Genomic DNA, 13,804 nt, shown 5'->3' with positions numbered 1-13,804 from the left:
ACGGTCAGCCCGCCACCCGTCGCGTACCGCATACCACCGGCATACCTGATGGATCATCAGCTGTCGCCAGGTCTACCTCAGGAATTTAAGATCAGCAGTGAAGGCGTAATTTTCGACGATTGACTGAGAATCGTCACCTTTTATAAGGAACAGACCGGCGGCCTACCCCAAGTGGTGGTAGGCCGCCGGTTCCCGGTCAGGCGTCCGGGTTGTAGGGTGGCGCGATTGGCTCGTAAGAGAGGGCGGTGTCGACCACTTCCTCTGGAGTGAGCTCCGGGTCATGCCGGTAGATCAAGGAATATGCGCCCGGATACGGAACGCTTTCCTCGAAAAGCTGCTCCATGGCGTCAACTTCTTCTTCGGTGCCGTCGAAGGTGACGATACGCCGCACAAGTTCGACGAGCTGATCTCGGGAAAGATCACCCAGCGCCACTCCGCACCTCCTCAGTCGTAGTGATAGCCGGGATCCAGCGCTTCAGCATGATACCGCGGCGTCGCAATCACGAGATTGTCGAGATCATACACGCCACCACCATCATGGATCGGTGTCCGGTGATGCAGGACATAGCTGTTGTTCTTCCCCACCGCCTGTGTGGGGTCAACCTTCGGTGCTGCGCCATGCTGCATGCGGTAGTAGTCCCTGTCGCCGAACTGCTTGGCCAGCTCAGGGACCTTGGACACCTCAGTCCAGAACGCCTTTCGGAAATCGTCCCAATTCTTGAACTCTCGCCCTTGCAGCGCACGCGCCACCTGCCCCGGAACTTTGCCAGCATTACCGGCGGAGCCCCTGAGCCACTTTCCTTCGACATCTGGAAGTTTGCCGCCGCCCACGACACCGCCAGGGGCCTTCCTCAGGTCGGCGGCCTTCTTGATGTTGTCGAGCTGGCGCGGCGCCTTAGCGATGTCACCGAACGGCAGGAAGCCGATGATGCCGGCCGCGATTCCCCAGCCATCCCCTTCATCGACCGCTCGATTCAGGTCGTACGCGTCACAGCCCCATCCTAGGACGGGTACCCAGCTGCAACCGGCGAGGCCGACTTCCTTGGCAACCTCGCCCGAGGGCTCGCCGTCGCCGTATTCGCAGATTCCGAGATCCTTGCAGGGGCCGTGGCCGTCGATCTCGATGAAATTGATTGGATTGCCGCCGCTGAAGGCGTAGCGGTTGCTGGTGTAGGGGTCTACGCCGAGGTTCATGTCGGCGAGGGCTCCGGTGTACATGTCCCGGGTGGTGAAGCGGTTGAGGCCCGGGTTGTAGTCGCGGAAGCCCATGTCGTAGGTGCCAGCGTGGGCGTCCCAGCGTTTGGCGTTGTAGCGGTAGGGGTTGTAGTCCTCCTTGGCGGGGTCGGCGGGGTCGGGCTTGTCGATGCCGGTGAATTCGGCGTCGTCGTCCTTGCCGTAGGCGGTGTAGCCGTAGGTGGCCTTGGTGTCACCCGCCGCGTCGGTGAGGGTTTCGACGTCGGTGTGGCTGTTGTAGCCGTAGTAGCCGTCCTCGGTCGTGCCGTCGGTGTTGTGCTTGATCTGCGACAGGCGCTCGCCCCAGGGGCTGTACTGGTACGACTTGGTCAGCTCGCCGGAAACCTCTTCGTTCAGTACCTCGCCGTTCAGGCCGAGGTAGGTGAAGTCGGTGGTCTTGCCGTCCGCGGTCTTGGAGGCGGTGCGGTCGAGCGGGTCGAAGGTGTACGTGGTCGACTTCATCACGCCGGTGTCGTCCTTCTTCTGGGACTCGATGACGTGGTCGAAGCCGTCGTACACGCTCCGGGAGATGATCTCCCCGCCGCTGGTGACCGATTCCTGACGGCCGAACGGGTCGTAGTTGTAGCTCGCCGACACACCACCGGCAGTGGCACTCAGCAGGCGGTTGCGGTTGTAGGCATAGGTCGTTGTGGTGCCCTTGACCGTCTGGCTGATGACGTTGGCGTTGTCGTCGTGGACGTAGGTGTCCGTCCCGGCGCCGTTACCGGTCTTGACCGACTTGGCGAGCCGGCCGGCCGGGTCGTAGGTGTAGTCCGTGGTGGATTCGAGGTACGACGCGTGGTCGTCGGCGTTCATCTTCTTCGCCACGTCCTGCGCCTTGTTCCCGCTGGGGTCGTAGGCGTAGGTGTGGGAGGCGACGAGGGTGCCGTTGCCCTTGTTCTCCACCGAGGTCTTCAGCGCGCCGTCGAGGTAGTACGTGTAGTCGACGGTGTTGCCGTTGTCCTTGGTCTCCTTCAGCTTCTGGCCGCGGTCGGTGTACGTGTACGACGACACCTTCGGATCGGTGTCTGTCGCACTCTTGCCGACCGAGACCGTCTTGACCAGTTCCCGCAGGTCGTAGGTGTACTTGGAGTACTGGTCGGGGTGGGTGACCGTCTCCGGCTGGCCGTTGGCGTCGTACGTGTACGACGTGGCCTTCTGCTCCGCGCCGGACAGCGACTCCGTCACCTTCTGCACCTGGTTGAGGCCGGTGTAGGCGACCGTGTACGCGTCGCTCTTCGCGCCAGACGAGGTGTCGTCGATCGACGTCAGGTTGCCGTTGACGTCATAGGCGTAGGCGAAGGTCTTCTTCTCGCTGTCGGTTTCGCCCGTGGTGTCACGGACGAGTTTCACCGCGTCCGCGACCACGATGCCGCCGCTGTTCTGCTCCAGCTTCAGCTTGGTGTCCTCGCCCTGCTTGAGGGCGTAGTTCCCCAGGCTGACCCAGGTGCCGGTACCGGCCGTCTGGTCCTTGGTGACCGCCGGTTCGGTGGTTGTGCCGTGGGTGAGCGTGTACTTCGCGGCCGTGGCCGCGCCCGTCACCTGCGGGTACTTCACGTACGCGGTGTACGTGCCGTCCTTCGGGATGTTGAGCGTCCACGTGAAGGCGTCCGTGCCTGTGCCGGCCGCGTGGGTGCGGTGGTCGTAGCCCTGCTGCCCGATGATGTCCCCGGTGGCCCAGGTGCCCGTGGAGGAGGTGTGCTGGGTGTCGGAGTTGTCCACCAGGACCACCGCCCTGCCGACCGGAACACCGTCGTCGGAACGCGACTTGATCTTTCCGTCGGGGTAGAACGACCACGTCATCGTGCGGTTGGACGAGCCGCCCGCCGACGTCAGCGTCCTGGCGGTCTGCTGGCCCAGGTCGTTGTAGTCGTACGTGGTGGAGATGTCCCACGGGTCCGTGGACGACTTCGCCCACCCGTTATCGAAGTAGGTGAACGTGGTGTCGTTGCGGACCGTCTGGCCCTCCGAAGGCGGCAGCGACGTCTTCGCCACCCGCCCGACAGCGTCGAACACCGTCTGGGTGTAGACGTTCGGGTCGTTGTAGCGGACGTCCGCCGGGTCGTAGGGCTGGAACTGCTTGACCGGACGGTTCAACGCGTCGTACTCGGTACGCGCGGTGAACGCCTCGGTCGAACCGGCCGCCGTGGTACGCGGCGTGAGCACCTTGGTGACGTTGCCTACCCCGTCGTACTCGTACTTCGTCGTACGGAACGTAGTGCCGTCGTGCGGAGCCTTGACCTCGGTGGTCTTGCCACGCTCGTCGTAAGTGATGAACGTGGTGTTGTTCTCCGCGTCCGTGGTGGAGACGACGAGGGAGTCCTTGTCGTAGGACCGCTTCGTCGTCTTCCCGGTTACGTCCGTCACCTGACTGACCTGGTGGTTCAGGTCATAGACGGTCTTGGTCGTGTAGTCGGTCGTGTCGGCCGTCGCGTTCTTCTTCGGGTCGATGACCGTGACGACGTTGCCGACGTTGTCGTACTCGTAGGAGATCTTGTCGCCCGCCGCGTTCACGACCGACGTGAGCTGGTAGATCTCGTCGTAGTTGTTCGTCGTGACGTAGTCCGTGGCATCCGAGGTCGTCAGCGTGCCCTTGGGCTCCGTCGTCGTCTTGAGGTTGCCGACCTTGTCGTAGGTGTAGACCGACTTGCGGTCATCGGAGGTCGAGGTGTCCTTCGGCGCGGTCGCCGACGTGATCTGGTCCGCCACGTCGTACACCGCGGTGGACACCGCCCCGTTGGGCGCCGTCGACTTGGTGACGTTGTCGTTGGCGTCGTACTCCGGCGCCGGCGTCGTGATGAGCACGCCCGCCGCCTGGTCCTTCGGCACCGTGTTGACCAGCGGGCGTCCGAACGTGTCGTACGTCTGCGTGGTCTTCTTGCCCAGCGCGTCGGTGACCTCGGTGACCTGGCCCCGCTCGTCGTAGACGAACGTGGTCGAGTTGGTCTTCGCGTCAGTGATCGTCTTCGGGTACCCGGTGGGCCCGAACTCCTTGTACTCGGTCGGATTGCCGTTGGCGTCGGTCGCCTTCGTCAACTCCCCGTAGGAGTTGTACTCATACGACGTGGTGTAGTCACCCGCCGTCGTTGTCGCGACACCCTTGGGGTCGGTGACCGTCTTCAGATTGCCGAACGAGTCGTAGCCGAACTGCCAGGCCCGGCCCTCCGGAGAGGTCTTGCGGAACAGGTCCGCCGAGAAGCCGTCGGCGCGCGTCTGGTACTCGTACTTCGATGCGTTGGCCGGCCACTTGGTCGTGTCCGTCACGCAGGTGGTCGTCTGGTCCGGGACGCCGGTCTTGTTGTTCTCCGCGTCGCGCTGCCAGAGCGGGTAGCCGGTCTTCTGGTCGTAGCAGTACGCGGTCTTGGCGCCGTTGTCCTCCTCCAGGTAGGTGACGTTGTTGTCGGCGTCCCAGCTCATCTTGGTGGTCTGGGACTTGGCGTTGGTCGTCTGGACCGGGCGGCCGAAGTCGTCCGTCACGTACTTCGTAGCGTGCGCCTCGGCGTCGGTGACGGTGGTGTCGGTGAACTTCGTGTTCGTGGCGTTGGCCGCGTACGCGAAGCCGGTGTCACCGTTCAGACGGTCGGTGATGGTCTTGGTCCACCAGTGGTACTTCGGGTCGTCACCTGCCTGCGGGGCGTAGTACGCCAGGTCGGTGCCGTTGCCTCGCGGGTCGGTGGCCGTGACCAGCTTGACGTTCTTGTTGCCCTGGGTGGCGTCGTAGGTGAACTTGAACACCTTCGGCTGGGCGGAGCCGTCGCCGTCGGTGAACTGACCGAGCAGACCCTTCGTCGTGTAGTAGAAGGAGACCTTGCGGCCGGAGATGTCGGTGACGGACTTGATGTGGTCGTAGATCTTGGAGTTGGTCAGGCTGCTGCCGGTGACCTTGGCGCCGGTGGCGTCGATGTACTCGTACGACGCGTCGCCCTTCTCGTAGTACTCGACCCGCAGGGACTGCCTGTCGGCCGGGTCGGTGATGTACGTGAGGAACTTGACCGGCTTGTTGTTGGACCTGCGCTCCTCGTACGTGTACGTCTGCGTGTTGCCGTTCTTGTCGACGACGGATGTCAAGTAGCCGTCGCAGCCGAAGAAGAACCGCGTGCCGTCCGGGCGCAGCAGCGTCCAGGCGTCCGGGATGGGGTCCTTGGTCGGGGTGCAGTCCAGGCCTGCCTTGGCCGTCAGCTTGTAGTGGACGCCCGCCGGGGCCTTCCACACGCTGTTCGTCGCGTCCCAGCGGAAGACGTGCGTGGTGCCGTCGCCGTCCGGGAGGCGGACCTCGGTCGGGTTGGGGTTGGGGTGGAAGTCCAGCGGTGCGCCCAGCCGGATCGGCCCGGCGGCCTGCATCGACCAGCCCGCGCCCGAGACCGTGTCCGAGGTGTCCAGCGAGTTGTACGCCATCCGGAAGAACGTGTTCAGCCCCCGGCCGGGGTTGGTGAACGCGTTGTACGACCAGACACTGTTGCCGGAGGCGAGGTTGTTCATCACCGTCGAGCCGGCACCGGTGTTCTTCCCGGCGTAGGCGTAGAACTTCTCCAGGCCGAGGGTGTTGGAGGTGGGGTCCTCGACCGCCACGTTCTGCTTCAGCGCCGGGATACCGTCCGTGCCTGCCGACAGCCAGCTGCCGTCCGAGATCTTGCGGACGTCCCAGCCGAGCACGTACTCCGTGCGCTTGTTGCCCGAGTCGGAGTTGATCGGCGTGTTGACAGTGGCCTGGATCGTCGCCGACTCGCCGGGCGACAGGGCCGGGATGGCTGTGGCGGCCTGGTTGCCGCCGGTGGTGACGTCCGTGCCGTCGGGCAGCTTCCAGGTGTAGGACAGCTCCCGCTCACCCGCGGCCCACGCGCTGGAGGTGGTGTTGGTGACCGTGAAGTCCACCGTGTACGTGGAGTTCGGGGTCATCCGGGCCGGGGTCTGCGGCGCGTAGTACGTGTCCTCCGTCGTGGAGTCCACGTAGATCACGCGCAGCAGCGGGCCGAGCTGCCAGTCGCCTGTCTCCGAGGACGAAAACAGGGTGCGTTCCTGCGGCCCGGTGGAGGATTCGTCGGCCAGCTTGACCAGGGCGCCCTTGTTGGTGGACGGGTTGCTGATCCAGCCCTGGGTCAGGCTGGTGGCGTTCCAGTAGTGGCGTCCGACGTCGTTGCTCCACTGCGGGGTGAAGTCCGAGACGACGGAGCTGTAGTCGCCGCCCGCGCTGGACCACGCCGTCGAGGCGGTGGCGTTGTTCCAGGTCGCCGTCGTCTCGCCGAAGTCACGGGTCAGGCCGTGCAGGTTGTAGCGGGCCCCGTTGGACTCGGTCGTGGTCTCCGCCGCCCACATGAACAGCCTTGATTCCAGCACCGTCGCCGTGGTGGGGATGTCGCTGGTGGTGAACTTCATCGCCGCGCGGGTCTTGCCGTAGGTGGCGGAGTTGTTGCCCACGCTCAGCCAGTTCTGCCCCACGTCCCAGGAGTTGATGGTGTCCTGGTTGGTGGCCGGCTGCGCCGAGGACAGCGTGGTGTCACTGACCCCCGCAGTGCCCTGGATGAGCTTCATGGTGCGGCCGGCCTTGGGCACGCCCACGATCCGGGTCGGCGAGCCCAGCAGCTGGCCATCGGCGGTTCTGACCGCGATCTGGTAGTAGTACGACCGGCCGATCTCCGCCGTCGAGCTGTCCGGGGTCGGGGTCGCGGTGGTGTCCGTGTAGCTGGTGGCCGCCTTGTCGACCGGCGCGACCAGGGTGGCCGCGGACGGCGTGAACGCCTGCTGCGTGGAACGGTGCAGCTGGTACTCCACGATGTCCAGACCGCTGTCACCGGTGTCGTTGGTGTACGCCTTCCACGACAGCTCCGGCCCGGTGGAGTGCACCACCTGCGGCGAGTCGAGCTCGGTGCCGACCGTGCCGTAGGTGACCGTCAGCCGGGGGATGGTCGAGGTCTCGCCGCCGTAGTCGCCGTCACCGGCCTCATAACGCGGACCGCCCAGCGGGCCGGTGGAGGACTCGTTGCGCGTCTTGAGAACAAAGCCGTGGTTGGTTTCGGCGCCGTTGACCCACTTCTGCACGGTGTCCCGCACCGGGAACCGGTGCCAGGCGTTGTAGCCGCCCACGCCCTTCCAGACTGCGGCAGGGTCCACCAGCCGCACCGCATCGGCGATGTTCCTGCGGCCCGGATAGCCCGTATCCCGCAGCACGACCTTGCCCGCATCGCCCTTGGCGAAGGACAACTGGCCTTGCTGCAACGACACCCAGCCGCCGCCGGAGGTGGCGACCGCGTCCTGGTTGACGGTGAAGTCCTTCGAGCCACCGTTGTAGGTGACCGTGTACGGCGCCTGCGTCGCGGCATTGTCATACGGCGGGAAGTGCGCATCCACCCGGTAGCTGGCCGTCTGGGCCACCAGCGGCTGCCAGGTGTACGACTCCCCCGCCACACCGTTCTGGTTGTAGTGGTAGTCGCCGTAGATCCCACTGCCCGACACCGCCGGCCAGTCACCCACCGCCGCAGTACGCTCGTGACCGTCATCGAGCAGCACCGTGGTCGCCGACTGCTCCCCCACCAGCGAACTGGTGTTGGACCAGGTCGCCGTCGACTCGTCCCACGCGCTCGTCGCCCGGTGGGCGTCGACCAGCACCCTCGTGCCGCCGGTGGTGTGCGTCTGGTCGAAGTACACCTCAAGCCGCGCGTTGTCGACCTTCACCCCCGACGGGATCTCATCCAGCGGAAACTTCAGCAGCGAACGCGCCACACCCGTATTAGTCCGGCCGACCGACAGCTTCCACGAGGAGTTGTAGTTCGTACCCGGTGCCTCCTGCAGCACCATCACGTCCTGCGAGGCGGACGGCGACGGCGCGATCGTGATCGTCGGATCGATCACCACCGGATACCGGCGCTCCGAAGCCGCCAGCCACTCCTCGTCCGGAGTGAGGGTCAGCTGCCAGCCCTTGCCGTCCCGGGTCAGCTTCTGAGTGACCTTCGTGCTGTAGGTCTTCCCGTGAACGGAGGTGTCGGCCCTGGCCGCGTCCGTCATGTACGGGGCCGGGATCACCAGCACCGGCGTGTTCGGCAACTCACCGAAGAACGCGACCGACCCGTCCTTACGCGCCTTGGGCACCAGCCCGTCCGCATCCAGGGTGAAGGTGAACTCCACCGGAGCGTCCGGGCGCTCGGCCAGGGTGATGTTCTCCTTCACCCGGCCCGCACCCACCTCGTACGACAGGTCAGCGCCTGAGGCGGCGTCCCGGTAGGTGACCGTGTTGCCCTTCGCCTCCGGCTTCAGCCCCTTGCCCGCACCTTCCAGGCCGAGAGTGACCGTCTGCCCGTCCGGCGCCTCAAAACGCAGCAGACGCCCCGGGTCCGAGCCGAAGAAGCTCTTGCCCGTGTTGGTGGTGTTGGCCAGATCGAAACCCTTGGCCTTGCTCGCCCTGACCGTGGTGTCGATCGACTTCCACGACTTCGACGTCGCGTCCCGGTAGGAGGTCGGCGCCGCCGACAGCTCCGCCTCCACCCGCCCGTCCGACAACCGCCAGAACCGCGCGTTCGCCGTCCGCTTGCCGGTCAGCTCCCTGACCCGCTTGGCCTTCGGCGCGTCCTTGCCCTTCGGCAGCTTCTGACGCTCGGCAATCCCCAATTCGTCATGCGACGGTGGATTACTGTTTGCCTCGCCGCCATCGGCGCCGTCGTCCGCGAACCACCCCTTGATAGTGTCGACGATTCCCTCACCGTCACCATCCGAGGCGGGCGCTGCATAAGCGACCTGGGGTATTGCGGTACTCATCACCGCGGATACCACCGGACACGCAATCAGCCTGCCCAGTCTGCGTCTCACGTCAAACCTTTCCTCAGATACTTTTCTGACGAAACCCGCCGCCGCGAAGACCACCCCCACCTGCCCGAATGAGGCCATGGGCAGCGGCGCCGGGATTTCTAGTCACCGCGATGACCCCATGTCAAGCGAGCAGATGATGCACCGCAATTAGCGCCAAAGAGGACATGGAAGGACGCACGGTGTCCGAAATATCCGGGCGCTGGCTATCCATGGCGGCGTCGTGTTATAAACCGCCCGGACTCACACCGAGCACCGAGGTAATTCACGATTCCGAGGGGGCATTTCATGGGTGGCACCACCGAAAAATCCACAACAGCCCTGCCAGAATCTCGGGAATCGGCCGCCGCCGAGGCCGAGGAACCGGACGGCGCCAAGACCGACACCACACCCACCGGCCGCCGCTCTCACCGCCCCGACCGGGCCGGGCTCCTGGCGGCCGGCGCGGTACTGGCCGCCTGCACCGGGCTCGTCCTGTACGGCGTACTCGACACCAAAAGCACCGACCACAACGACGGCCAACCGAAGCAGCGCACCCCCACCGCCGCCGTGACCTACGAAGTCACCGGCACCGGCACCGCCGACATCACCTACCAGGGCGTCGGCGAGGCCGGAAAGGGCATCACCGTTGACGCCGCCGACCTCCCCTGGAGCAAGACCGTCGAGGTCCCCCTCGGCACGGAGCCCCTCATCAACATCACCCTCGGCGAAGAGGGCGGCCAGATCCGCTGCACCCTCGCCATCCACGGCCGGCACGTCCAAAGCGCCACCGCCACCGGCGAGTTCGGCCGCGCCACCTGCACCGGATCACTGCCCCGTCCGGACGCGAACCCCGAGGGAACCGACGAGCGCTGACGCCTCACGCTTCCGGCAGCCGCGCGCCCCGGCTCGCCGCGATGCGCAGCGTGTCCCCCAACGCCTCGGCCAGCCGCACTCCCACGAATCTCAACTCCCAGCTCCGCGCGTCCGGTTCGTCGAGCAGCTCCCGCGCCGCGGCCAGGACCGTCTCCGCCGAGTCGAGCAGATCCGCCTCCACCGCGTCTGCCAGCCGCGACATCCGGCTGCCGGAATCGTCCGTGCTGAGATAACACGGCAGCCCCTCCGACGTGGTCCACGGCAGTAGCCGCAGGGGAGTTCCCGTACCCTCGCGCAGCATCTGACGCCTCTCCCTTCGAAACAGCCCCTCTGGCGGACCCGGCGCCCGCATGATTACTGTGTGCGCCGCCATCATCGCGCTGCGCGTATGGCCTCATCAGGGACGCCGCGTCCCGCCATCGAGAACGGGACAACAGAGAGGCGAGACAATGTCGTTCAAGCCGCAGACCCTCACCCCGTATCTGTCCGCCCGCCACTACTTCGGCGCCGAACAGCGCCGCCACCGCGAGGCCGCGAGCCTGTCACTCGTCCAGCTCGCCGCCATCGTGAACTCCAGCAAGAGCGCACTCGCCCGCGTCGAGACGGCCGAGTTGATGCCACCTCCGGACCTGCCGGACCGGCTGGACGCCGCGTTCGGCACGGACAAGCACTTCCACGGGCTGTACGAACTGGCCAAGCGCGAGGCGCATCCGGACCAGTACCGGCGGTTCATGGACTTCGAGGCGCAGGCGGAGGTCATCGAGAACTACGAACCGCAGGTCATCCCAGGGCTGTTGCAGACCAAGGAGTACGCCGACGCGCAACTCAGCCTCCAGGAGGAGCTGCCCCGGGACAAGGTGGAGGAACTCGTCAACGCCCGCATGTCCCGCAAGGATCGCCTGCGCTCGGCCCAGCCCCCTCTGCGGTGGGCGATCATCGACGAGGCGGTCCTCCGGCGGCAGTTCGGCAGCAGCGAGTGCATGTACAAACAACTGGCCCTGCTGCTCGAACAGGTGGATACTCCGGACAGCAAGGTCCAGGTGATGCCCTTCAGTGCCGGTCCGCACTACCTGATGGGCGGCGCGCTGACCATGCTGACCCTTCCCAACGGCTCCACCGTGGCCTACGAAGAGGGCATCGAGGTCGGTCACCTCTACGAGGACCGGGACTCGGTGAAGAAATGGCGGCGGCGGTACGAAGTGCTCCGTGCCAACGCCCTCTCCCCGGCCGCCTCGGCGGAGCTGATCCGACAGGCGATGGAGGACTACAAGCCATGCGACACACCCCCGAGCTGAACTCCGCCCACTGGCGCCGGAGCAGCTACAGCAACGCCAACGGGGGCAATTGCGTCGAGATCACCGAGGACCTCCCCGGCGTCGTCCCCGTCCGCGACAGCAAGACCCCCCACAGCCCCGTACTCGTCGTCCCAGCCGCGTCCTGGACCGCGTTCGTCACAGCTCTCAAGGGAGGAGACGTCCTCCCCCGCTGAGGCCCGACCAGCTCCACGATCCAGGCAACGGCCCTGCCCGTCCCAGGACTTCTCCCGGGATGGGCTTCGCCGAACACTAACTGGTACCGTTCCCGATTCGATGACGACGTCCCTCTCCGTGTCGTCCAAGCGCTCAGCGAACGGTCGAGTCCTACGCGATCAACACCAGCCGGGTTGGAACCAGCCCGGTTGAACGCAGCCCAGCCCATCCGGCTGAGCAATACGGCCGACCTGGGTCAATCCACCCTCGGACGTACCAGCCCGGACTCGTACGCGATCACCACGAGCTGTGCCCGGTCACGGGCGCCCAGTTTGGCCATGGCCCGGTTGACGTGGGTCTTCACGGTGAGCGGGCTGACTTCGAGCCGCTCGGCGATCTCGTCGTTGGAGTGCCCGCCCGCGACCTGCACGAGCACCTCGCGCTCCCGCCCCGTCAGCGTGCCGAGCCGCTCGGAGCGGGCGGGGTCGCGACCGTCGTCGGAGGCGTCCGCCTGCGCGAGGAACCGGGCGATCAGCCCCTTCGTCGCCGCCGGGGACAGCAGCGCCTCGCCGCCGGCCGCGACCCGGATGGCGCTGAGCAGCTCCTCGGGCTCCGAGCCCTTGCCGAGGAACCCGGAGGCGCCCGCCCGCAGCGACTCCACCACGTACTCGTCGACCTCGAACGTCGTCAGCATGACGACGCGTACATGGGCGAGCGTCGGGTCGGCGCTGATGAGCCGGGTGGCGGCCAGTCCGTCGGTCCCGGGCATCCGGATGTCCATGAGGACGACGTCGGCCTGCCGCTCCTTGGCCAGCCGCACCGCCTCCGCCCCGTCCGAGGCCTCTCCCACGACCTCCATGTCCGGCTCGGAGTCGACGAGCACGCGGAACGCGCTGCGGAGCAGGGCCTGGTCGTCGGCGAGCAGGACGCGGATGGTCATACGGCATCTCCGGCTGCGGTCTGGCGGTTTATGACCGGCAGGATCGCATGGACCCGGAAGCCGCCTCCGTATCGGGGGCCCGAGGCGCAGCTGCCGCCGAGGGCGGTGACGCGTTCGCGCATGCCGAGCAGGCCGTGGCCGCCGCTGTCCTGCGGGGAGGCGTCGTGGTCGCCGGAGCCGTTGTCGAGGACGGTGATCTCCACGTTCGGTCCTACGCGCACCACGCTGACCTCGGCCTTCGCTTCGAGGCCCGCGTGTTTGCGCACGTTGGTGAGGGCTTCCTGGATGATGCGGTACGCGGCGAGGTCCACGGCGGCCGGGAGGGCCGTGCCGTGGTCGGAGCGGGCGACTTCGACGGGGAGGCCGGCGCTGCGGAAGGTGCCGACGAGTTCGTCGAGCCGTTCCAGGCCGGGGGCGGGTTCGGTGGGGGCCTCGGGGTCGCCGGACTGCCGCAGCAGGCCGACCGTGGCGCGCAGTTCGCCCAGCGCGGAGCGGCTGGCCTCGCGGACGTGGGCGAGTGCCTCCTTGGCCTGGTCCGGGCGCCTGTCCATCACATGGGCGGCGACTCCGGCCTGGACGTTGACCAGGGCGATGTGGTGGGCGACGACGTCGTGGAGGTCGCGGGCGATGCGGAGGCGTTCCTCGGCGACCCGGCGGCGGGCCTCCTCCTCGCGGGTGCGTTCGGCTCGTTCGGCGCGCTCGCGTATGGCGTCGACGAAGGCGCGGCGGCTGCGGACCGCGTCGCCCGCGGCGGCGGCCATGCCCGTCCAGGCGAAGATGCCCAGGTTCTCCTGGGCGTACCAGGGCAGGGTGCCCGCGAGCATGGCGACGCCCGTGAGCACGCCCATGGTGAGGAGGCCGACGCGCCAGGTGGTGGGGCGGTCGGTGGCCGAGGCGACGGTGTAGAGGGCGATGACGACGGACATCGCGACGGGGGCGCGGGGGTCGCCGGTGACGAGTTCCACGAGGGAGAGAGTGGAGGTGACGGCCAGGACCATCATCGGGGAGCGGCGGCGGAAGACCAGGGCTGTGGCGGCCAGGGTCATCAGGACGATGCTGAGCGTTTCCGGGGTGCGGGCGCCCCACTTCGAGCCGTGCTCGGCCTCGGGGTCCACGAATGAGCCCGCGACCATGCAGGCGAGGGCTCCCGCCGCCAGGGCCGCGTCCAGCGCCAGCGGGTGCGCCTTCAGCCAGGTTCTGGCGCGGTTGAGGGTGCTCACGGTTGTTTACCGTACGGGGTCCTTGCAGGTGGCGGAACGGGTGGCAACGGTACCCGGCGTCGGCACGAGCCCCGGTGTTCCTCGCCCCCGCCGCCCCTACTCGTCCCATCCCCAGGGGCTCCGCCCCTTCGACCCCGCCAAGGGGGCTGTGCCCCCTGGCCCCCCTGGGGGTGGGTGGGCCGGTTGCGGGTGCGTGGGGGTTGCTGTGGGATCGGCCTTGCGGCCTCGTCCTCAAACGCCGGACGGGCTGATGGTGCCTGGCCTGGAGCCGCGCCCCTTAAGGGGCGCGGGGC

The 13,804-nt window shown here is 66.9% G+C and carries 8 protein-coding genes; 3 read left to right on the top strand and 5 right to left on the bottom strand.

Annotated features, from left to right (window positions below; all coding sequences use genetic code 11):
- Window positions 1-196: 196 nt before the first annotated feature.
- Together ACWD3C_RS46470 and ACWD3C_RS46465 are read right to left on the bottom strand one after the other, a co-directional pair.
- A complete protein-coding gene (locus ACWD3C_RS46470; RefSeq protein ID WP_451154532.1) occupies window positions 197-433 on the bottom strand; it encodes a bacteriocin immunity protein in 237 nt (78 codons plus the stop codon).
- Between the two features lie 11 nt (window positions 434-444).
- Window positions 445-8,979 (bottom strand): golvesin C-terminal-like domain-containing protein, encoded by an 8,535-nt coding sequence (locus ACWD3C_RS46465; RefSeq protein ID WP_451154530.1) that lies wholly within the window; start codon window positions 8,977-8,979, stop codon window positions 445-447.
- 336 nt (window positions 8,980-9,315) lie between these two features.
- On the opposite strand from ACWD3C_RS46465, the gene ACWD3C_RS46460 reads away from it, so the two are divergent.
- The gene (locus ACWD3C_RS46460) at window positions 9,316-9,882 is read left to right on the top strand and encodes an MmpS family transport accessory protein (RefSeq protein WP_451154528.1); all 567 of its coding nucleotides are present in this window, start codon (window positions 9,316-9,318) and stop codon (window positions 9,880-9,882) included.
- Window positions 9,883-9,886: 4 nt separating this feature from the next.
- Here ACWD3C_RS46460 and ACWD3C_RS46455 read toward each other — a convergent pair whose 3' ends face one another.
- Complete coding sequence (locus ACWD3C_RS46455; protein ID WP_451154526.1) at window positions 9,887-10,183, bottom strand: hypothetical protein; 297 nt, start codon at window positions 10,181-10,183, stop codon at window positions 9,887-9,889.
- Window positions 10,184-10,331: 148 nt separating this feature from the next.
- Between ACWD3C_RS46455 and ACWD3C_RS46450 the strand changes: the two genes are divergently transcribed.
- Window positions 10,332-11,177: a helix-turn-helix domain-containing protein gene (locus ACWD3C_RS46450; RefSeq protein WP_451154524.1), complete on the top strand. Its 846-nt coding sequence runs from the start codon at window positions 10,332-10,334 to the stop codon at window positions 11,175-11,177.
- Complete coding sequence (locus tag ACWD3C_RS46445; RefSeq protein WP_451154522.1) at window positions 11,156-11,371, top strand: DUF397 domain-containing protein; 216 nt, start codon at window positions 11,156-11,158, stop codon at window positions 11,369-11,371. Before ACWD3C_RS46450 ends, ACWD3C_RS46445 begins: the two co-directional genes overlap by 22 nt.
- Before the next feature lie 236 nt (window positions 11,372-11,607).
- Here ACWD3C_RS46445 and ACWD3C_RS46440 read toward each other — a convergent pair whose 3' ends face one another.
- Window positions 11,608-12,291, bottom strand: a complete 684-nt coding sequence (locus tag ACWD3C_RS46440; RefSeq protein ID WP_451154520.1) for a response regulator — start codon at window positions 12,289-12,291, stop codon at window positions 11,608-11,610.
- Complete coding sequence (locus ACWD3C_RS46435) at window positions 12,288-13,511, bottom strand: sensor histidine kinase (protein ID WP_451154518.1); 1,224 nt, start codon at window positions 13,509-13,511, stop codon at window positions 12,288-12,290. Before ACWD3C_RS46435 ends, ACWD3C_RS46440 begins: the two co-directional genes overlap by 4 nt.
- Window positions 13,512-13,804: the final 293 nt, after the last annotated feature.

The sequence above is a fragment of the Streptomyces sp. NPDC002845 genome, from assembly GCF_053591955.1.
The sequence above is the reverse complement of the archived record's forward strand: the minus strand, read 5'-3'. Positions and strand labels throughout refer to the sequence as shown.

Bases quoted from the DNA above. Each gene is read 5' to 3' on its own strand.
- ACWD3C_RS46455 (WP_451154526.1), bottom strand. From the start codon at position 10,183: ATGCTGCGCGAGGGTACGGGAACTCCCCTGCGGCTACTGCCGTGGACC.
- ACWD3C_RS46445 (WP_451154522.1), top strand. From the start codon at position 11,156: ATGCGACACACCCCCGAGCTGAACTCCGCCCACTGGCGCCGGAGCAGC.
- ACWD3C_RS46465 (WP_451154530.1), bottom strand. From the start codon at position 8,979: ATGAGTACCGCAATACCCCAGGTCGCTTATGCAGCGCCCGCCTCGGAT.
- ACWD3C_RS46450 (WP_451154524.1), top strand. From the start codon at position 10,332: ATGTCGTTCAAGCCGCAGACCCTCACCCCGTATCTGTCCGCCCGCCAC.
- ACWD3C_RS46460 (WP_451154528.1), top strand. From the start codon at position 9,316: ATGGGTGGCACCACCGAAAAATCCACAACAGCCCTGCCAGAATCTCGG.
- ACWD3C_RS46440 (WP_451154520.1), bottom strand. From the start codon at position 12,291: ATGACCATCCGCGTCCTGCTCGCCGACGACCAGGCCCTGCTCCGCAGC.